This window comes from Pantoea sp. K16, from assembly GCF_048452805.1.
In the GTDB taxonomy this organism is placed as follows: Bacteria; Pseudomonadota; Gammaproteobacteria; order Enterobacterales; family Enterobacteriaceae; genus Pantoea; species Pantoea agglomerans.
On the sequence record NZ_JBLWNV010000003.1, the window covers coordinates 96,451 to 114,888 of the forward strand.

The following is an 18,438-nucleotide window of genomic DNA, read 5'->3' on the forward strand; positions in this document are numbered from 1 at the left end:
AGCACAGAATTCGGGCCCCTGAGCCCGCTCCGAAGGGGGTTAACTGATCCCGCTAATAATTCGCCTGCGCTTCAATGCGGTGCAGCCGCTGCCTGTCGGTGGTGAGGCTCAGGCGGCGTTATGATGGTTGGGGCTGACGTGTGGCAGCGGGATAACCACGGCTTCCGTGACTGCTTCTGTATCAGCCGTCCCGACCTGGGGTATTTCGCCAACGTGTTGTAAAATCTGCTGCTGATAAGTCGCATCTGCCACCGTAGTCTGTTCACTCAGCAGTACGCCCGCCTCATTGACGTTTTTTCCGTCCACTTTTATTTTGCTGGTGGCACTGGCCAGCATCCACTCATATTCAATATCGACGTGGCCGCTATCAATACAGCGGATACCGTGCTGACTTAAATCATATGCCAGCACGGTTGCGGTCGGCCCTAATGAAATCAAGACCAGGTCAAAGTTGACGGCATTCTTTAAAACGGTATCAAACAGACGATCATAGACGGAAAAGGCATTACGGTTCAGCGTCGTAATACGTTTCACTTCGCTGGCTCCCTCCAGTAAATCATTGCCTAATCCCAGGCGCGTGCCGCTGCCTTCCACAATTAATACCCGGCGGCCCTGATAGAGCTGTTTAAACTTATCAAATATCGTCCGGGATAATTGCTTGCCTTTATAATCGTGATAGGGACGGGTCACCGAGGTATTTCCATACTGGTACTGTTTATTCAGCAGAGCCTCATAATATTTAAAATAAAATGATTTATGGAAGAACCAGAACAGGGCCGACCCGCCCCGCATATTACGGGTGGTACGAAAGGCATCCGGCAGACAGATCAGACAGTTCGGGTTGGCTCCTGAATCCTGCTGCAGCAAGGCTTTGAGCCGTGCAGAGAGATTCGGGTCAAATGGCTGAAAACCGATATTTTTATACCAGGTCATTTCCAGTTCACCGTCGCCATAACGGGCCAGGGATAATTGTGGGTTACGTAATAACAGATCGACAGTCTCTTCTATCGACATGACGGAATAACGCTTTACCCGTGCCTGCGCAGCAGGATAGCGAATGGCAGCATTAAGAAACTTAAAAGGGAAACGAAACTTGCGATGAATAGCATGAAGTGCGGTCATAGTTAACCTGCCTGGTTTATTGCTGCCAGAAAAATCCCGCCTGCTGGCCGGATAAACGAATATAAGAGAGCTGATATATATCACAGATAAAATAAGCATCATGCTACGGAATATCTGAAATCGTTTTCATCGGCAAAATCCCTTTGTTCATTAATCTATTTCCTGAGTGTTATTTTTCAGGAAAATAATAAAAAACGCGTTCAGACTGGCACAATTAAATCATTTGAACAGCAGCGACACCGCACCAGCGTTGATGAAGCCGCCAATAATAACAGCAGGGCAGTAACATTCCCGATTTCAGCAATAAGAGTTATTTCAGAGCAGAGTTAATAAACCATTATGATTATTTGACTCTGAAAAACTTTCGTCGGGCACACTTTAGCTGGCGTTACAGAAGGGCGGCTTGTCTGTTAATTAATCGCCTTTGAACAAAAGGTGCGGTCGTTAGCAGCCTATGGTTAATTTTTTGTGATGGATATCCCGTAATCAGCCCTTCAGAAAGTAAAAAAAGCGGCCTGACCGCATTAACTGGTGACATTTATAATAAATATTTCTAATGATTAACGCTTATACACGTTTTTACATATTTCGTGCGTAAGTTAAAATCTCGTTGAATTTATGTTTCCAGCTTAACCTTTCAATTGCCGCTAATGACCCGAGGATGGATCATGATTAATAAAATAACCAGTATAATCATGGTGATATTTGCTATCGCCCTGATTTACATGGGAGGACAACTCCTGCTTGCAGGAGGCAGCGCGTTCTATGCGCTGATGGGCGTGGGCGTTCTGCTCAGCGCGATTCTGCTGTTGATGAACAAACGCAGTGCGCTGACGCTTTATGCGTTGCTGATGTGGATCACTCTGTTCTGGACTATCTGGGAAGTGGGCTTCGACAAATGGCAGTGGATCCCGCGCGGCGACCTGTTTGGCGTGCTGGGTCTCTGGCTGGCGCTGCCGTGGGTGGTGCGTCCGCTCTATCAGGGGCAGCGTCGTTTCCATCCTTTCCTCGGGGGTTCCGTCGTCCTGATGGTGCTGCTGGTCATCGGTCTCTGCTTCTACGATCCGCTGCCGCAGCAGGGCGCCATTAATACGCCGCGCAACGCCTCTGCGACCGGCGGTGCCGCTGAAGAGTGGAGCGCCTATGGCGGAACCACAGATGGCCAGCGCTTTTCGGCGCTGAAGCAGATCACTAAAGATAACGTGAAAGATCTTGAAGTGGCCTGGACCTATCACACCGGCGACCTGCGTCAGGGTGATGATGCGACCGAATACACCTTTGAAGCGACACCGCTGAAAGCCAACGGCATGCTCTACTTCTGTACGCCGCACAACGAAGTCCATGCTCTTGACCCGGAAACCGGTGCGGTGAAGTGGAAAACGACGCCGGATAAAAACCGCTCTTATCTGCAGCAGCACCAGACCTGTCGTGGCGTGAGCTACTTCGATGCCGGTCAGCAGGCGCAGACGCAGACGGGCGCATCGCCGGCCATCTGCCGCAAGCGTATCTTCAATGCCACCACCGATGCCCGCCTGCTGGCGCTGGATGCCGATACCGGTAAAGCCTGTGCTGACTTTGGTGACAACGGTGTGGTGAATCTGCGCGCCAACATGGGCGAGGTGCGTCCGCACGCGCTGATGCAGACTGCCGCGCCACTGGTGGCGGGCAACCTGGTGATTGTCGGCGGTTCGGTGATGGATAACGGCTTCAACAGCGGTAACCCATCAGGTGTGATCCGTGCCTATGATGCCGTCAGCGGTCGTCTGGTGTGGAACTTCGATCCGGCTAACCCGGATAACACCGCACCGGTCGCTGAAGGGGCAACCTATCCGCAGGATACCCCGGTCGCCTGGGCCACCCTGAGCGCCGATCTGAAAAACGGCCTGGTCTATGTGCCGTTTGGTAACGCCTCGCCGGATGAAGTGGGACTTGAACGCGATCCCGCCAGCAACACTGAAAAATTCCGTGATGCGCTGGTGGCACTGGATCTGAAAACTGGTGCGTTCAAATGGCGCTATCAGAGTTCAAACCATGACCTCTGGGATCGTGATAACCCGTCACAGCCGTCGCTGGTGGACATCAACTATCAGGGCAAACCGCAACCGGCGGTGATCCTGCCGACCAAAACCGGCAACCTGTTTGTGCTGAACCGCCTGACCGGCGAACCGGTTTATCCGGTAGAGCAGGTTAAGGTCTCCACGGATGGCATTAAAGGCGAGCAGTATGCGGCGACCCAGCCAGTCTCCAGCCTGAACTTCATTCCGCAGCCGCTGACTGAGAAGTCAATGTGGGGCATTACGCCGTTTGACCAGATGGCCTGCCGCACCACGTTCCGTGAGTTGCGCTATGACGGTAACCCGTGGACGCCACCAACGGAGAAAGGCTCGCTGATCTTCCCGGGCAACATCGGGGTGTTTAACTGGGGTTCAGTAGCGGTTGATCCACAGCGTCAGATGCTGATTGCGGCACCGGTACGCCTGGCTTACAAATACAACCTCATCAGACGCACGCCGGAAACCGAAACCCAGCGTACCTTCACCAAAGATGGTACGCCGTACTGGAATGAGAACTTCCACGGTGACTACGCTATCCACATCCAGCAGATGGCGTCGGGTCTGGGTATTCCCTGCATCGCGCCACCGTGGGGACGGATGGTCGGTGTGGATCTGACCACCGGCAAAACCGAATGGCTGCGTCGCGTCGGCACCACCAAAAACCTCAAGACCAGCTTCCTGCCTGGCCGCTTCCCGCTCGGTTTCCCGATGGGAATGGTGGCGCACGGCGGACCGCTGCTGACGGCGGGTGATCTGGTGTTCCATGGCGCAACGGCAGATAACTTCTTCCGTGCTTACGACAGCACCACCGGCGAACTGCTGTGGCAGACTGAACTGAGTGCCGGAGCGCAGGCCACGCCATCCACCTTTATGGGCAAAGATGGCAAGCAGTATGTGGTGATTGCCGCGGGCGGCCACGGCTCGCTCGGCACCACGGCGGGCGACAGCGTTGTCGCTTTCCGTCTGAAGTGATTTTTTAAAAAACCGACCCGCTGAGCGCCGCCCTGGCGCTCAGCTTTTTTTTATGCTTCTGCCTGTCAGATCTCACACCCGGCTTCGCGCGACAACCTGTTGTATTTCATCTCAATTCTTTCATCTCCGCATTCACATCATCTGATAACGCATTGAAACCATTTCGTGACAGCGCTCCCGCTTTAACGATTTCTCCTGCCTGACAGACTTGCGCATTAAGCCGCGAGGCGTAGATTAATATATGACTTCACAATTAATCGTGAATACGAAAAGTACTTCACAATACGCACTCTGAAGGATTGATGCTCATGTCGGAACTGAAATTTGCTACCCGTCTTAACTCTTTCGCCTCGGGGGCGCACCTCTACTGGCCCGATCAGCAGGGTAAGCCCTCTGTGCTGCAGATGGTTGCCCGTGCAGGCAAGGTCAAAGGCTTAACGCATCTCGACCTCAACTTTCCGCAACATCTCACTAGCGATATCCCCACACTGCGCCAGGCGATCAGTGATGCGGGTCTGGCCGTTAACGGTATGCAGATGCGCTGGGACGCGCCGCAGTTCAAAATCGGCGCGTTTACGCATCCCGACGCGAAAGTGCGTCGCGAAGCGATTGAGCTGACCAAACGGGGCATTGACGCGGGTCGGGAATTTGGTTCACGGCTGATGACGCTGTGGATGGGGCAGGACGGTTTCGATTACTGCTTCCAGGCGGACTATAAGAAGATCTGGGAGGATGCGGTCAGCGCCGTGCGTGAAGTGGCGGAGTATGCACCGGACGTTGACGTCAGCATCGAATATAAACCCAATGAGCCACGTGCCTACAGCATCTTTCCCAACGCCACCACCTGTCTGCTGGCCGTGGAAGAGGCGGGCTGCGCCAACCTGGGGATCACACTGGATTTTGCTCATGTACTGTTTGCCAATGAGATCCCGGCTTACGCCGCCGCTATGGTGGCGCGCCGCTCACGGCTGCTGGGGCTGGACCTTAACGACGGCTGGGGCAAGCGTGATGACGGCCTGATGGTCGGCTCAGTCAACCCTCGCGCCACGCTGGAGTTTCTCTGGCAGATGCAGCGTGATGGCTACCGCGGTGCCTACTACTTCGATACCTTCCCGGATGCCAGCGGTCTTGACCCGATCCGTGAGGCAGAAAGCAATATTGCGACCGTGACCCGTCTGCTGAGGCTGTGTGACCAGCTGCACGACAACGCGGCGTTACTGGCGGCCATCGGGCGCCAGGATGCGGTGGCCTCTCAGCAGATCGTCAATGACATCATGCTGGCGCGCTGACAGCCGATTAATCATAAAAACATCACACCTCTACCCAACACCCTGAGAATAAAAAATGAAAAAACGCCTGCTTGCTCTTATCGCCTCCTCACTGCTCTGCAGCACGGTTTATGCGGCAGAACTGGCACCGCTGCAATCCGATACTGAACCGGATCGCACCGACTGGACCCAGCTCGACACCAAATATGGCGCACTGCCAAAAGTCGATAAGTCGCTGAAGATTGGCGGGGTATCGAAAACCCTGACCAATGAGTACTGGCGCTCACTCGGCCAGGGCTACCAGAACGCGGCGAAAAAGTATGGTTTCACTGTCGCTTATCAGGCGGCGGCCAATGAAGACGATCAGCTTGGTCAGCTCTCCATTGCGGAAACCCTGATCTCGCAGGGCTTTAACGGCCTGCTGGTTTCGCCGCAGACCGATATCAACCTGGAGCCTGCACTGGAGAGTGCCAACAGTAAAAATATCCCGGTGGTGAACGTTAATGATGCGGTGATGCCGAATGCGCGCTACTACGTCGGCAACGTCCAGAAGGACAATGGCGTGCGGGTGGCGAAATGGTTTATTCAGCACCATCCGCAGGGCGGCAAAGTGGCGGTGATTGAAGGGCAGCCAGGGGTTTATGCCGCCGGACAGCGCACCCGTGGCTTTAAAGAGACGCTGGACAGCGCCGGGAAGTTTAGCATCGTGGCCAGCGTGCCCGCTAACTGGAGTCGCGAGCAGGCCTTTAACGCCGCATCGACCATTCTGCAGCAGCATCCTGATTTGATCGGCTTCTACGCCAACAACGACACCATGGCGCTGGGCGTGGTGGAGGCGGTACGCGCGCAGAACAAAGCGTCACAGGTGGCCATCTTTGGCACTGACGGTATTTCCGATGCCTACGCCTCGATTAAGCGCGGCGAGCTGACCGGCACGGTCGACAGTTTCCCGGTGTTGACCGGTGAAGTGGCGATGGACGTCATTATCCGGCTGATCAACGGACAGAAACTGTCGCGCGTTGTCTCGACACCCCAGGCGCTGATCACCAAAGAGAATGTCGAAACGTTCTCAACCAAAGACAACAACCGGTTGCGTCAGCTGCTGGCTCAACAATAAGTCAGCGGGAGCGGGTATGGAACAGTTTCGCTTAATGATGCGTGGCATCAGCAAAAGTTACGGTAACGCCGCCGCGCTGCAGGATGTCGATTTCTCAGTGCGGCCCGGCGAGGTGCACGCGCTGATTGGGGAAAATGGCGCGGGTAAGTCGACGCTGCTGAATATCCTCTCCGGCGTTCGCGGTGCGGACAGCGGGGAGATCAGCGTCAATGGAAACCGGGTGCAGATCCGCAGTCCGCTCAGCGCCCGTCAGGCCGGGATCGCGATGATCCACCAGGAGTTGCAGCATGTGCCTGAGCTTTCCGTGGCGCAGAACATGTTTCTGGGTCGCCCGCTGACCCGCGCCGGGGGCTGGTGGGTGGATAAAAAGGCCCAGCTGGCGCGGGCCACCCTGATTCTGAAGACGCTGGATCCCACTATCGATCCCGATACGCCGATCAGGAACCTCAAGGTATCGCAGCAGCAGATTGTTGAGATTGCCCGGGCGCTGCTGGATGACGCCAAAATCATCGCCATGGATGAGCCGACCTCCAGCCTGACGCCACGCGAATTTGACCGGCTGGCAGAGCTGATTGGCGATCTGAAGTCGACCGGCGTCTCGCTGATCTATGTCTCGCACAAGATGAATGAGATTTTCCGGGTGTGCGACCGCGCCACCATTATGCGTGACGGAAAGCAGGTTGGGGTGGTCAACATCAGTGATGAGGATGAGGAGAGCATCGTCGCCAAAATGGTCGGACGGAAGATCGACAAGCTTGACCATCAGGCCTTTGTCACCGATCGCGAAGTGCTGCGGGTAGAGGATCTGACGCGTGGCAATGAGGTGGTGGCGGCAAACTTCAGCGTTCGTGCGGGCGAAGTGTTGGGCATTGCCGGGCTGGTCGGCGCGGGGCGCACCGAACTGCTGAAGCTGATTGCCGGTATCGACAGGCGCACCCGTGGCACGGTGAGCGTCAACGGTGCCGCGGTGAAGAACCACAACGTGCGTGCGGCGATCAAGGCGGGCATTGGCCTGGTACCAGAAGACCGCAAAAAAGAGGGCATTATCAAAGAGCGGGCGGTGAAGATGAATATGGCGCTGCCGTCGATGCACCGCTTCACGTCGGCGGGGCTGATGAACCAGGCCCGGCTGGACCGCGAGGCGCTGAGGGTCATGGGCGACCTGAAACTGCGCCCGCTCGACATTGAGAAAACCATCGGCACGCTGAGCGGCGGCAATCAGCAAAAAGTGATCATCGGCCGCTGGGTTGCGGCGGATGCCAATGTGTTTCTGTTTGATGAGCCGACGCGCGGTATCGATATTGGTGCCAAGTCTGAAATCTATCACCTGATTGAAAAACTGGCCCAGGCGGGCAAAGCCATTGTGGTGGTGTCGTCAGAAATGACCGAGATCATGCGCATCTCCGATCGGGTGCTGGTGATGCGCGAGGGCCGGATAACCAAAGAGTTAACCGGCAGCGCGATCACCGAAGAGAACATTGCCCGTTATGCCATTAAAGATATCGACCAGACCGCCTGACCGCTTACCTGACACTATTTAAGGTTATAACTATGACAACTCAGACATCTACCGGGCCGGGTACCCGACCTGCGCTGCGGCTTAAATTTAATCTGCGTGATGCCGGTACCTTAATTGGCTTACTGATTATCGTGGTGACATTTTCGTTTCTGTCGCCGGTCTTTTTCACCCTGCCTAATCTGCTGAATATTCTGCAGCAGTCCTCAATCAACGCCCTGATTGCACTGGGCATGACGCTGGTGATTATCTCCGGCGGGATTGACCTCTCGGTCGGCCCCACGGCGGCGCTCTCTGCGGTGCTGGGTGCAACCCTGATGGCATCGGGCGTGCCGGTGCCGCTGGCGATCCTCGCGACGCTGGGTGTGGGCGCGATGTGCGGGCTGTTCAGCGGCACACTGATTGCCTATGCCGGGCTGCAGCCGTTTATTGTGACGTTGGGCGGCCTGTCGCTGTTCCGGGCAATTGCGCTGATCTACACCGGCGGCAATCCCATCTTCGGTATTCCGCTGGAATTTCGCAGCCTGATTAACAGTACGCTTTTCGGTATCCCGACGCCGATTGTGATTGTGGCAGTGATTGCGCTGCTGCTGTGGACGGTGATGAATAAGACCCCGCTGGGGGAATATATTCTGGCGATTGGCGGCAATGAAGAGGCGGCGCGGGTCGCAGGTGTGCCGGTTAAGCGCACCAAGGTCACGGTCTATATCTTCTCCGGCCTGCTTGCCTCACTGGCCTCGCTGATTCTGATTGGTCGCCTGGGGGCTGCCGAACCGACCATCGGCAACCTGTGGGAACTGGATGCGATTGCGGCGGCGGCCATTGGCGGTGCGTCGTTAATGGGCGGCAAGGGCAGTATCTTCGGAACGCTGATCGGCGTGGTTATCCTCGGTGCGTTACGTAATGGCTTGACCTTACTGAACATTCAGGCCTTTTACCAATTGCTCGCTACCGGCCTTATTATTATCATAGCGATGTTGATTGACCGGGCGACCCGAGGCAAGTAATGAAGCAAGATCCGCGAGCCATTGGCGCTCAGATTCGTATGCGTTTGCCCCAGCTGACGCCGTTAGAACGTCGGGTAGCTGAGGCGATAATTGCCCGAACCGACATTACCGAGCAATCCTCATTAAAGGAGATTGCGCGGGAGAATAATGTCTCTGAAGCGATGATCGTTAAGATTACCAAAAAACTTAACTTCACCGGCTTCAGGCATTTCAGAAGTGGCCTGATCTATTACAACCAGTCTGAAGTGGCAGGGCTGCATGCGGAAATTGAGCCGGATGATTCGTCGGAGCAGTTGCTGGCCAAAGTTTTCAGGACCTCTATCCAGGCGATTGAAGAGACCTTATCGATTCTGGATGTTTCTGAATTCAATCGTGCGGCGGACATTATCTTTAAAGCGCGTCATATCGATCTTTACGCCGTGGGCGGTTCTGCCGCCGTGGCGCGGGACCTGTCACACAAGATGCTGAAGATTGGCATTAAGTCGACTGCCTATGACGACGCCCACATCATGCTGATGTCAGCCGCCGTGTTATCTGATGACGATGTGGTTATCGCCATCAGCCATTCGGGTGCTACGCGCGCGGTGAACGATCCGGTCAGACTGGCGGGGAGGAATGGCGCGAAGGTTATCGCCATTACCAACTACGCCGAATCCCCGATCGCGAAGAGTGCGCATGTGGTCCTCAATTCAACCTCTCAGGGATCGCATCTGCTGGGTGAAAACGCCGCGTCACGCATCGCCCAGCTCAATATTCTGGATGCGCTGTTTGTCGCTATCGCCAAGAAAGATCTGAAGCGGGCGGAGAAGAACCTGATGAAAACCCAGCATGCGGTTCAGGATCTGCGGGAATTCTAGCTATGAGCAAAATTGCAGTCACCGGCAGTCTTCACTACGACATTATGCTGGATGCACACCATCGCCCGGAAAAAGGCGAAACGGTGATGGGCAGCGCCTGTCACTATAAGTTTGGTGGCAAGGGGGGTAATCAGGCCGTCGCAGCGGCACGCGCAGGTGCCGCAGTGCGCTTCGCCGGTTCAGTGGGGCGCGATCAGCAGGGGCAATTCCTGCTGGATCATCTGCAGCAGGCCGGGGTCGATTGCACCGCCATCAGCATCATTGATGCGCTTCCCTCCGGGATGAGCGTGGCGATTACCGATGCCGAAGGAGATTACGGTGCGGTGGTGGTCTCCAATGCTAATCAGCAGATCCCGCTGGAGAACTTTGAGCAGCCCGGCTTCTGGCAGGAGGTGTCGCTGCTGGTGCTGCAAAATGAAGTCCCGGAAGCGGTGAACCTCTGTGCGGCCCGGGCAGCACAGCAGCGGGGGATTACGGTCTGCGTCAATGCCGCGCCCGCCCGGCCGTTGTCAGCCGCGTTTGAAAACTGTATCGATCTGCTGGTGGTGAACGCCATTGAAGCGCGCGATATGTGCGGGATTAGCGTGCAGGATCTGACGTCGGCGCGCTCAGCGGCAGAATCGCTGGCCAGCCGGTTTGCCAGAGTGGTGGTTACCGCTGGTGAACATGGTGTGGCTTACAGCGAGGCGGGAGAGACGCATACACTGGCTGCGCAGAAGGTGACACTGGTGAGCACCCACGGTGCCGGGGATTGTTTTGTCGGCGTGTTGTGTCAGCGCCTGAGTAGCGGGGTAACGCTGGCAGAAGCGGTGAGTGCGGCAAATCGTGCAGCCGCCGAGCACGTTTCCCGGCAGCCGCACTGATTAATGGCGTGCCACGTCAGTGACGCGGCACGCTAACGTCATCAGGCGCCGACGTTCACCACGGTTTTACCGAAGTTTTTGCCATTCAGCATATCGATAAACGCCTGTGGCGCGTTCTCTAATCCTTCAATCATGTGCTCGCGATAGTGGATTTTTTTGTTCTCCACCAGCGGACGCATCGCCTCCAGGAACTCAGGGTAACGGTCACCATAATCCTGGAAGATGATAAAGCCCTGCATACGGATACGGCGTTTCAGAATGCCCGCCATGATCAGAGAGGTTCTGTCCGGGCCTTGCGGCAGCTCACGCTGGCTGTAAGCCGAGACCAGACCACAGACCGGCACGCGCGCAGCGGTGTTCAGCAGCGGGAATACGGCATCAAACACTTTGCCGCCGACGTTTTCGAAGTAGATATCGATACCATCCGGGCAGGCATTTTTCAGCTGCTCTTCAAAGTCGGCGCTGTGGTGATCGAGGCAGGCATCAAAGCCAAGCGTATCGACGGCGTAACGGCATTTCTCTTCACCGCCCGCCACACCAACGACACGGCAGCCTTTCTGTTTACCCAACTGACCGACCGTTGCGCCCACCGGACCGGTTGCGGCGGCAACGACCAGGGTTTCACCCGCTTTCGGCTGACCAATATCCATCAGACCCATATAGGCGGTAAAGCCTGGCATACCGAGAATACCCAGCGCCCATGAGGGATGGGGCAGATCGTTGCCCAGCTTCGCAATCTCTTTGCCATCGGAGACGGCATATTCCTGCCAGCCGCTCTGCGCCAGCACCCAGTCACCGGTCTTAAAGTTGCTGTTTTTCGATTCGGCGACCTGACAGACGGTGCCGCCCACCATTGGCTGATCCAGCTCTGCCGGCGCGGCGTAGGATTTACCCTCGTCCATCCGCCCACGCATGTAGGGGTCGAGCGAGAGATAGATGGTTTTAAGCAGTACTTCACCCTCTTTGATTTCCGGGACGGGCTGCGCCACATGGCGGAAATTCTCTTTGGTCGGCTCACCGTGAGGGCGTGAAGCCAGTAACCAGGCATGGTTCTGGGTTGCTTGTTCAGTCATATTGTCATCCTTTTATAGCCGGGCAATGCTCAGGGCATCACCCTATGAATACCAGGAAAGTGTAGATGACCACGGCAGGAATGCGTTTAGCGCTGTGAGCGGTAAGCTGATTTACCGATAACAGGGCATAGGGTGCTAACCAAGGGGACACAGCGGATGCAGGACCCTTCGCGTCATGGATTCAGTTTGACGGCTGTTCACATCCGCTTGCAAAAAACGGGCAGGCGGGTCATCAGCAGTGCGGCATGCCACGCATCCAGGTCAGAGAGAGGCGACTATCATTGCGCTTCACCATAAGGCTTACAGGGCCAGGGCATATTTTGCGATTGCCGAAACAGAGAAGCTAAAACGCTTCTATGACCGGGTTTTACAGCATCCGCCCCGTGATGTAATATATGAAGTGAATACCGCCATAGGCGAAGGAGGAAGAGGTTATGTACTCAAAACACGATATTTCAACCCTGAAAAAAATGACAGTTGCAGAGCGTAAAGCGGAAGCAATGCGTCAGCTCAAAGAATCTTTTGATCTTGCGGAGCGCTCAGGCACCGTGCGTTCACGCGAAGCAAAGGCTGGTTGACTGTCAGCTTCCTCCAAAACCCGCTAAGGCGGGTTTTTTTATGCCTTTAATCTGTATCAGGGTTCTACAAAAGCAACACCGAAAGAGTTAATGGCTCCATGGATGACAGAGGATTCCTGCATTGAATCCTTACTGGGATCAACGGGGCGTGACATTTATCGACAGGGATGGTTATCGTGTTGTTATCCAGCATGCAGCCTGGCAATCCGCACATTGACCATGCCCATTCAGTGAACCGGAGCTCACCCTGAACATTCTTTGTTTTCACACCGCGGCCAGTAATATCGCGATATTTGATGATGCCGCCCGCGCACTGGCGCGTGACAATCCGCCGCTGAATCATCTGGTGATGCCTGCGCTGCTGGCAGAAGCGGAATGCAGCGGCGGGATGACGACTGCGTTACGCCGCCGTATTGCCCAAATGATTGAAACGCTGCTGCCGCAGTTTGATGCGGTACTGATCACCTGCTCGACGCTGGGGCCGGTTGCCGGTGATTTCAGCGCACAGGATCAGGTTATGCGCACCGACGGAATGTTAGCGGAGGCGCTGCAGCGTCAGGCAGGGCACACAGTCGCACTCTGTGCGGCAGAGTCAACGCTGGCGGCGACGCGGACACTTTTCAGCCAGCCCGGCAGCCAGGTGGAGGTCGTGCTGGTGGAGGGAGCGTGGACGGCGTTTAAAGCGGGGGAGACAACACGCTATTTTGCATTGATTGCGGCAGCAGCAGAGCAGGCTTATCAGCAGGGAGCCGTTGCGGTGGCCCTGGCGCAAAGCTCAATGACGCCCGTAGCACAGCAGTTTCCTGACACACAGCGACCATTGACCGGTCCGCATCTTGCGCTGCAGGCCTGCTACGAACTCAGATGACCGTCACACCTTGCTGGCTCAGCGCCTGTCGCAGCGCCTCGTCCGGCTGCGTTTCCACGACCAGCGTGCTGGCCAGCGACAGGTCGCCTATGGCAAATGCCGAGGCGGAGTTCAGCTTTTCCGCTGACGCCAGCACCACGGTTTCCGCTGCGCGTCCTGCCAGCGCACGCTTGACCGTCGCCTCTTCGAAATTACCGGTGGTCAGGCCCGCCGCCGGATGCACGCCGGTGACACCCATAAAAAAGAGATCGGCATTGATGCGGTTGATCGACTCCAGCATCGCTGCGCCCACCGTCACCACTGAATGTTTATAGAGCTGGCCGCCAATCAGTATGATCTCCACGAGTGGATGATCGGCTAACGCCAGCGCCACGCTGGGACTGTGCGTAACCGCGGTAAAGCTCAGCGTGGCGGGTAACAGTCGCACCAGTTCCGCGCTGGTGGTCCCGCCATCAATCAGTACGATCTGTCCCGGCTGGATCAGTGAAACGGCTTTTTGCGCAATAACCTGTTTGGAAGCAGTCTGCACGCTTTTGCGCGTTTCAAAGGTGGCCAGCGCAGCGGAAACCGGCAGCGCGCCGCCATGTACCCGCTGCAACAATCCTTCAGCCGCCAGTTCACGCAGGTCGCGGCGGATAGAGTCTTCGGAGAGGCCAAAGCGCTGGCTGAGATCGCGCGACTGCACCTGTTTTTCCTGGGCGAGCAGGGCGAGAATCGTCTGTTTTCGCTGGCTGGATAGCATGACTGGCCTTTGCATGTTTTTTCTTGAAGTTGCACGATTATGCATGATAGCGTGATGGCTGTCTACTATCCTGGAGAGCATCATGCAGCAGAACCATCCCCGCGTGCGCATCATCAATGAGCAGTTGCTGTCAGACAACTGGTATACCCTGAAAAAATATACGTTCTCGCTGCTGCGCCGTGACGGTCGCTGGCAGGAGCAGAGCCGTGAAGCCTATGACCGCGGTAATGGCGCAGTGATCCTGCTCTACAACCGTGACAAACGTACGGTGGTACTGACCCGTCAGTTTCGCTTTCCGATTTTCCTGAACGGTCATGATGGCTTTCTGATTGAAGCGGCCGCCGGTCTGCTGGACAACGCCTCGCCGGAAGCGCGTATTGTTGCCGAAGCCGAAGAGGAAACCGGTTTTCGCGTCAGCCATGTTCAGAAAGTGTTTGAAGCCTTTATGAGCCCCGGTTCGGTTACTGAGAAACTCTACTTTTTTATTGCCGAGTATGGCGATCAGCAGCGTAGCGGTGAAGGCGGCGGAATAGCGGAAGAGGGTGAGGATATTGAGGTGCTTGAGCTCGGTTTTGACCAGGCGTTACAGGCGATTGACCAGGGTGAGATTGTGGATGCCAAGACCATTATGCTGCTGCAGCATCTGCGGCTGAAAGGCATTTTATAAGAGAACGGGCAGACCGCCGTTAATGCGGTCTGCCCGTTAAAGCTTACTGATCCTGTGTCAGGATGCCTTTTACATCGTGCGGTTCAGAACGCAGATACTGTGGCGGAACCTGGACTTTACCATCCAGCGCAGCGGCTGCGTGCCAAGGCCAGCGCGGATCGTAGAGAATACCGCGCGCCAGCGCCACCAGGTCAGCTTCACCCTGTTGCAGCAGATCTTCTGCCTGCTGCGGCTCAGTAATTAAGCCGACCGCAATCACCGGAATTGACACCTGCTCACGAATATCGCGGGCGAACGGCACCTGATAGTTGGGTCCGACGCTGATTTTCTGGTCTTCTGACAAACCACCACTTGAGACATGAATATAAGCACTGTTCAGCGCTTCCAGCTCACGCGAGAAGGCGATTGACTGATTGATCTCCCAGCCGCCTTCAACCCAGTCAGTGGCAGAAATGCGCACGCCTACCGGCACGGAAGCGGGTACGGCATCGCGAACGGCTTTGAAGACTTCCAGTGGGAAGCGCATACGGTTTTCCAGCGAGCCGCCATATTCATCACTGCGCTGATTCGACAGCGGCGACAGGAACTGATGCAGCAGGTAGCCGTGTGCGGCATGCACTTCGATGAGCTGAATTCCCAGACGCACCGCACGCAGGGCGCTGTCGACAAAGGCCTGTTTTACCCGCGCCAGATCGTCAGTGTTCATGGCAACCGGTTTCACTTCATCCGCGCTGTAGCTCAGTGCGGACGGAGCCACGGTTTGCCAGCCGCCGGCTTCAGGCGCAATCTGCTTACCGCCTTCCCAGGGTACGGCACACGACGCTTTGCGTCCCGCATGGCCCAGCTAAATACCAACCGGAATAGAGGAGTAGCGGCGGACATCTTCCAGAACCGTTTTCAGCGCAGCTTCATTATCATCATTCCACAAACCGAGATCGCCTGGGGAGATGCGACCAATATCCTCTACGGCGGTGGCTTCAATAATCATCAGACCTGCGCCGGAAAAGGCCAGCTGGCCAAGATGGATACGGTGCCAGGCGGTCGCATTGCCCGCCTCAGCGGAGTACTGGCACATCGGCGCAATCACAATGCGGTTATCCAGCGTAAGTTCGCCCAGCGAGACAGTGGAAAAAAGTTGGCTCATGTTATCTCCATGGTTTTTATGACTGACGTGACAGGCAATAACTATAGCGGGGGATTTGCCAGGCGGGTGTTTCTTCAACGTGACATTTTATGACGGCGTGCCGGATTCAGGTTACAGATCAACACAGCCTGATGTCTCAGGCAGGCATTGATACGTTAACGGTTCAGCCTGGCGCGCTTTGCTGCTCACGCCCGGCGAACCGGGATTTTACGTAACGGGTAAGGACAATCACCAGGGTCTGATTTTCAGCTACAGGGTGAGTCTCAGACCTGTGCCATTCCGCCATCAACAAACAATTCTGCCGCATTGATAAAGCTGGCGGCATCCGAGGCGAGAAACGCAACGGTGCGGGCAACCTCCTGCGGTTCACCCAGGCGGCCAAGCGGTATCTGTGCTGCCAGCGCATCAAACAGGCCCTGACGCTGATCTTCACTGACCAGATCACCCAGCCCAGTCGTACGGACAGGGCCGGGGCTCACGACATTGACCCGGATTCCGCGATCTTTCAGATCCAGCGCCCACGAACGGGCAAAATTGCGCACTGCCGCTTTACTGGCGCTGTAGACGCTAAAAGCCGCAGTACCCTGCGCTCCGGCAGTCGATCCGGTCAGAATTACCGATGCGCCATCAACCAGCAGAGGCAGGGCTTTCTGGACGGTAAACAGCACGCCGCGTACGTTAGTGCCAAAGATACGGTCAAAATGCTCTTCAGTAATCGCCCCCAGCGGCAGCATGTCGCCGCCCCCGGCGTTGGCAAAGAGAATATCGAGGCGTCCCGCCTGCGCTGCAATTCGCGAGTAAACCTCATCGAGATCGTGCAGTTGTGAGGCGTCTGCGCGGATGCCGCTGACGGTTCCGCCGATTTCAGCGACGGCGGCATCCAGCTCCGCCTGACGACGGCCGGTTATAAAAACCTGTGCGCCCTGTGCCGCCAGCTCCCGGGCGGTAGCCAGGCCAATTCCGCTCGTTCCGCCTGTAACCAGTGCAATTTTTCCTGCGAGTGATGCGTTCATAAGTTCTTCTCCGGATAGTCTCTTAGACAGATTGGTTATTCCCGGTCAGCGGGGCTGCCGGACTGATTGCTACTGTAAGAGAGGAGGATTGGCGGATAAATCCGCTAAAATGAAAATGACTATCCACACGGGTGGATAATAGGGGGATGGAATGGATCAGCTGCTGGCGATAAAAGCCTTTTCACGGGTGGTGGAAAGCGGCAGTTTTACCCGGGCGGCGGACTCGCTGAATATGCCGAAGGCGACGCTGAGTAAGCTGGTTCAGGAGCTGGAGGCGCATCTTTCCGTCAGGCTACTGCAGCGCACCACCCGACGCGTGACCGTCACCGCAGAAGGGCGTGAATACTATGAGAAAGCGCTGCGCATCCTGCACGATCTCGAGGATATTGATGCCTGTTTCAATTCACTGCGCAGTAAGCCGCGTGGGCAGTTACGCATCGATGTCGGCGGATCTACCGCCAGGGACGTTCTGATTCCGCTGCTGCCCGATTTCTTTGCCCGCTATCCTGATATTACGCTGGATCTGGGCGTATCCGATCGCCCGGTCAATCTTATTAGCGACAACGTTGATTGTGTGATCCGCGGCGGTCCGCTGGTCGATTCCTCACTGATTGCCCGCCTGATAGGGCACGCTACGCTCATTACCTGCGCGACACCCGCCTACCTTAAAGCGTTTGGTGTGCCCGCCTATCCTGATGAACTGCGCAACGGACACCGGCTGGTGAGTTATCTCTCGCCGCAAACCGGCAAGCCATTTCCGCTTCGGTTCGAACGTCAGGGAGAGAAAATTGAGATCACCAGTGCGCATCGCATAGGCGTCAATGAAAGCAACGCGCATCTGGCCGCGGGACTGGCAGGGCTTGGGATCATTCAGACATTTAATTATTCGCTGTCGTCGATTCTGCGGCAGGGAGAAATGGTTGAGATCCTGCACGACTGGCGTCCGGCGGGTTATCCGTTTCATCTGGTTTATCCGCAAAACCGGCACGTAACGCAACGGCTACGGGTATTTATCGACTGGCTGGTGGAGTGCTTTCCGGCGCGGGTAGCGGGAGAGGGGAAATCCGGCACCTGAGTGCCGGATCGGGATCAGTTGCCGCGATAGGTAGAGTAACCAAACGGGCTCAGCAGCAACGGGATATGGTAGTGCTCACCGCTGGCTTCCATATTGAACTCAACCGGGATCTCCGGGAAGAAGGTTTTCTGGTTGTTCTTTTTATAGAAGTCACCGGTTTTAAACACCACGCGGTAGCTACCCGCACTGGCTGTTTTGTCCTGCGGGAACAGGGCGCTGATGCGACCATTGTTATCGGTGACGCCTGATGCCAGTTTCACCCAGTTATCCTGCTGCTTCTGATCCAGTTCAACTTCGATGCCTGCCGTTGGCTGGCCAGTTTGCAGGTTAAGAACGTGCACGCTCAGTGGGTTTTTAGCGGTAGCAGGCTGAGCAGCGATAGCGGATGCGCCAGAGGTCATCAGTAATGTTGCGATCAAGGCATATGAAGTTTTCATCAATGTTTCCTTTATTGATTGTCTGAAGTCGGGTGACAGTGCAGAGAGAGTAATGCGCCTGAGGG

The 18,438-nt window shown here is 56.0% G+C and carries 16 protein-coding genes and 2 pseudogenes; 12 read left to right on the plus strand and 6 right to left on the minus strand.

Annotation, left to right across the window (positions count from 1 at the left end; translation table 11 throughout):
• Positions 1-108: 108 nt before the first annotated feature.
• Complete coding sequence (locus ACK13D_RS04930) at positions 109-1,122, minus strand: GT-D fold domain-containing glycosyltransferase (protein WP_418795846.1); 1,014 nt, start codon at positions 1,120-1,122, stop codon at positions 109-111.
• 668 nt (positions 1,123-1,790) lie between these two features.
• On the opposite strand from ACK13D_RS04930, the gene ACK13D_RS04935 reads away from it, so the two are divergent.
• The 7 genes from ACK13D_RS04935 (at position 1,791) to ACK13D_RS04965 (ending at position 10,776) form a co-directional block, all read left to right on the plus strand.
• Positions 1,791-4,148, plus strand: a complete 2,358-nt coding sequence (locus ACK13D_RS04935; protein ID WP_323170148.1) for a membrane-bound PQQ-dependent dehydrogenase, glucose/quinate/shikimate family — start codon at positions 1,791-1,793, stop codon at positions 4,146-4,148.
• A gap of 308 nt (positions 4,149-4,456) precedes the next feature.
• Entirely contained in the window at positions 4,457-5,437 is a 981-nt protein-coding gene (locus ACK13D_RS04940) for a TIM barrel protein (RefSeq protein WP_022625661.1), read from the plus strand.
• A gap of 55 nt (positions 5,438-5,492) precedes the next feature.
• Positions 5,493-6,533 (plus strand): sugar ABC transporter substrate-binding protein, encoded by a 1,041-nt coding sequence (locus ACK13D_RS04945; protein WP_124889967.1) that lies wholly within the window; start codon positions 5,493-5,495, stop codon positions 6,531-6,533.
• Between the two features lie 16 nt (positions 6,534-6,549).
• Positions 6,550-8,052: a sugar ABC transporter ATP-binding protein gene (locus tag ACK13D_RS04950; protein WP_033787875.1), complete on the plus strand. Its 1,503-nt coding sequence runs from the start codon at positions 6,550-6,552 to the stop codon at positions 8,050-8,052.
• A gap of 32 nt (positions 8,053-8,084) precedes the next feature.
• Positions 8,085-9,056 carry an ABC transporter permease gene (locus ACK13D_RS04955; protein ID WP_010244946.1) on the plus strand — a complete coding sequence of 324 codons (972 nt, stop codon included), beginning with the start codon at positions 8,085-8,087 and terminating at the stop codon, positions 9,054-9,056.
• On the plus strand, positions 9,056-9,913 hold the full coding sequence (locus tag ACK13D_RS04960; protein WP_010244943.1) for a MurR/RpiR family transcriptional regulator: 858 nt from the start codon (positions 9,056-9,058) through the stop codon (positions 9,911-9,913). Before ACK13D_RS04955 ends, ACK13D_RS04960 begins: the two co-directional genes overlap by 1 nt.
• Positions 9,914-9,915: 2 nt before the next feature.
• The gene (locus ACK13D_RS04965) at positions 9,916-10,776 is read left to right on the plus strand and encodes a PfkB family carbohydrate kinase (protein WP_111533803.1); all 861 of its coding nucleotides are present in this window, start codon (positions 9,916-9,918) and stop codon (positions 10,774-10,776) included.
• Between the two features lie 41 nt (positions 10,777-10,817).
• Here the strand turns inward: ACK13D_RS04965 and ACK13D_RS04970 are convergent, their stop codons facing one another.
• Positions 10,818-11,849, minus strand: coding sequence for an NADP-dependent oxidoreductase (locus ACK13D_RS04970; protein ID WP_346459011.1), 1,032 nt, complete (start codon positions 11,847-11,849; stop codon positions 10,818-10,820).
• Positions 11,850-12,283: 434 nt separating this feature from the next.
• Between ACK13D_RS04970 and ACK13D_RS04975 the strand changes: the two genes are divergently transcribed.
• The 3 genes and pseudogenes from ACK13D_RS04975 to ACK13D_RS04985 all read left to right on the plus strand — a co-directional run bounded on the left by ACK13D_RS04975 (position 12,284) and on the right by ACK13D_RS04985 (position 13,295).
• Positions 12,284-12,427, plus strand: coding sequence for a hypothetical protein (locus ACK13D_RS04975; protein WP_022625658.1), 144 nt, complete (start codon positions 12,284-12,286; stop codon positions 12,425-12,427).
• A 109-nt stretch (positions 12,428-12,536) separates the two neighbouring features.
• Positions 12,537-12,644: pseudogene (locus ACK13D_RS04980) on the plus strand (VOC family protein); the annotation flags it as partial.
• A 132-nt stretch (positions 12,645-12,776) separates the two neighbouring features.
• Complete coding sequence (locus ACK13D_RS04985) at positions 12,777-13,295, plus strand: glutamate racemase (protein WP_418795932.1); 519 nt, start codon at positions 12,777-12,779, stop codon at positions 13,293-13,295.
• Here the strand turns inward: ACK13D_RS04985 and ACK13D_RS04990 are convergent.
• Entirely contained in the window at positions 13,288-14,037 is a 750-nt protein-coding gene (locus ACK13D_RS04990; RefSeq protein ID WP_010670143.1) for a DeoR/GlpR family DNA-binding transcription regulator, read from the minus strand. The genes ACK13D_RS04985 and ACK13D_RS04990 overlap by 8 nt on opposite strands.
• 82 nt (positions 14,038-14,119) lie before the next feature.
• Here ACK13D_RS04990 and ACK13D_RS04995 point away from each other — a divergent pair, with 82 nt between their 5' ends.
• The gene (locus ACK13D_RS04995) at positions 14,120-14,704 is read left to right on the plus strand and encodes an NUDIX domain-containing protein (RefSeq protein WP_033767247.1); all 585 of its coding nucleotides are present in this window, start codon (positions 14,120-14,122) and stop codon (positions 14,702-14,704) included.
• Positions 14,705-14,747: 43 nt separating this feature from the next.
• Here the strand turns inward: ACK13D_RS04995 and ACK13D_RS05000 are convergent.
• Both ACK13D_RS05000 and ACK13D_RS05005 read right to left on the minus strand, forming a co-directional pair.
• Positions 14,748-15,848 (minus strand): annotated as a pseudogene (locus tag ACK13D_RS05000) (NADH:flavin oxidoreductase/NADH oxidase).
• A gap of 263 nt (positions 15,849-16,111) precedes the next feature.
• Positions 16,112-16,861: an SDR family oxidoreductase gene (locus ACK13D_RS05005; protein WP_418795850.1), complete on the minus strand. Its 750-nt coding sequence runs from the start codon at positions 16,859-16,861 to the stop codon at positions 16,112-16,114.
• 151 nt (positions 16,862-17,012) lie between these two features.
• On the opposite strand from ACK13D_RS05005, the gene ACK13D_RS05010 reads away from it, so the two are divergent.
• Complete coding sequence (locus ACK13D_RS05010) at positions 17,013-17,936, plus strand: LysR family transcriptional regulator (RefSeq protein WP_010670147.1); 924 nt, start codon at positions 17,013-17,015, stop codon at positions 17,934-17,936.
• 14 nt (positions 17,937-17,950) lie between these two features.
• On the opposite strand, the gene uraH is transcribed toward ACK13D_RS05010, so the two are convergent.
• Positions 17,951-18,373, minus strand: a complete 423-nt coding sequence (gene uraH, locus ACK13D_RS05015; RefSeq protein WP_010244915.1) for a hydroxyisourate hydrolase — start codon at positions 18,371-18,373, stop codon at positions 17,951-17,953.
• Positions 18,374-18,438: the final 65 nt, after the last annotated feature.

Excerpts from the sequence above, each read along its gene's own strand:
- ACK13D_RS04930 (WP_418795846.1), bottom strand. The coding sequence starts at position 1,122 with ATGACCGCACTTCATGCTATTCATCGCAAGTTTCGTTTCCCTTTTAAG.
- ACK13D_RS04935 (WP_323170148.1), top strand. The coding sequence starts at position 1,791 with ATGATTAATAAAATAACCAGTATAATCATGGTGATATTTGCTATCGCC.
- ACK13D_RS04940 (WP_022625661.1), top strand. The coding sequence starts at position 4,457 with ATGTCGGAACTGAAATTTGCTACCCGTCTTAACTCTTTCGCCTCGGGG.
- ACK13D_RS04945 (WP_124889967.1), top strand. The coding sequence starts at position 5,493 with ATGAAAAAACGCCTGCTTGCTCTTATCGCCTCCTCACTGCTCTGCAGC.
- ACK13D_RS04950 (WP_033787875.1), top strand. The coding sequence starts at position 6,550 with ATGGAACAGTTTCGCTTAATGATGCGTGGCATCAGCAAAAGTTACGGT.
- ACK13D_RS04955 (WP_010244946.1), top strand. The coding sequence starts at position 8,085 with ATGACAACTCAGACATCTACCGGGCCGGGTACCCGACCTGCGCTGCGG.
- ACK13D_RS04960 (WP_010244943.1), top strand. The coding sequence starts at position 9,056 with ATGAAGCAAGATCCGCGAGCCATTGGCGCTCAGATTCGTATGCGTTTG.
- ACK13D_RS04965 (WP_111533803.1), top strand. The coding sequence starts at position 9,916 with ATGAGCAAAATTGCAGTCACCGGCAGTCTTCACTACGACATTATGCTG.
- ACK13D_RS04970 (WP_346459011.1), bottom strand. The coding sequence starts at position 11,849 with ATGACTGAACAAGCAACCCAGAACCATGCCTGGTTACTGGCTTCACGC.
- ACK13D_RS04975 (WP_022625658.1), top strand. The coding sequence starts at position 12,284 with ATGTACTCAAAACACGATATTTCAACCCTGAAAAAAATGACAGTTGCA.
- ACK13D_RS04985 (WP_418795932.1), top strand. The coding sequence starts at position 12,777 with ATGCCTGCGCTGCTGGCAGAAGCGGAATGCAGCGGCGGGATGACGACT.
- ACK13D_RS04990 (WP_010670143.1), bottom strand. The coding sequence starts at position 14,037 with ATGCTATCCAGCCAGCGAAAACAGACGATTCTCGCCCTGCTCGCCCAG.
- ACK13D_RS04995 (WP_033767247.1), top strand. The coding sequence starts at position 14,120 with ATGCAGCAGAACCATCCCCGCGTGCGCATCATCAATGAGCAGTTGCTG.
- ACK13D_RS05005 (WP_418795850.1), bottom strand. The coding sequence starts at position 16,861 with ATGAACGCATCACTCGCAGGAAAAATTGCACTGGTTACAGGCGGAACG.
- ACK13D_RS05010 (WP_010670147.1), top strand. The coding sequence starts at position 17,013 with ATGGATCAGCTGCTGGCGATAAAAGCCTTTTCACGGGTGGTGGAAAGC.
- uraH (WP_010244915.1), bottom strand. The coding sequence starts at position 18,373 with ATGAAAACTTCATATGCCTTGATCGCAACATTACTGATGACCTCTGGC.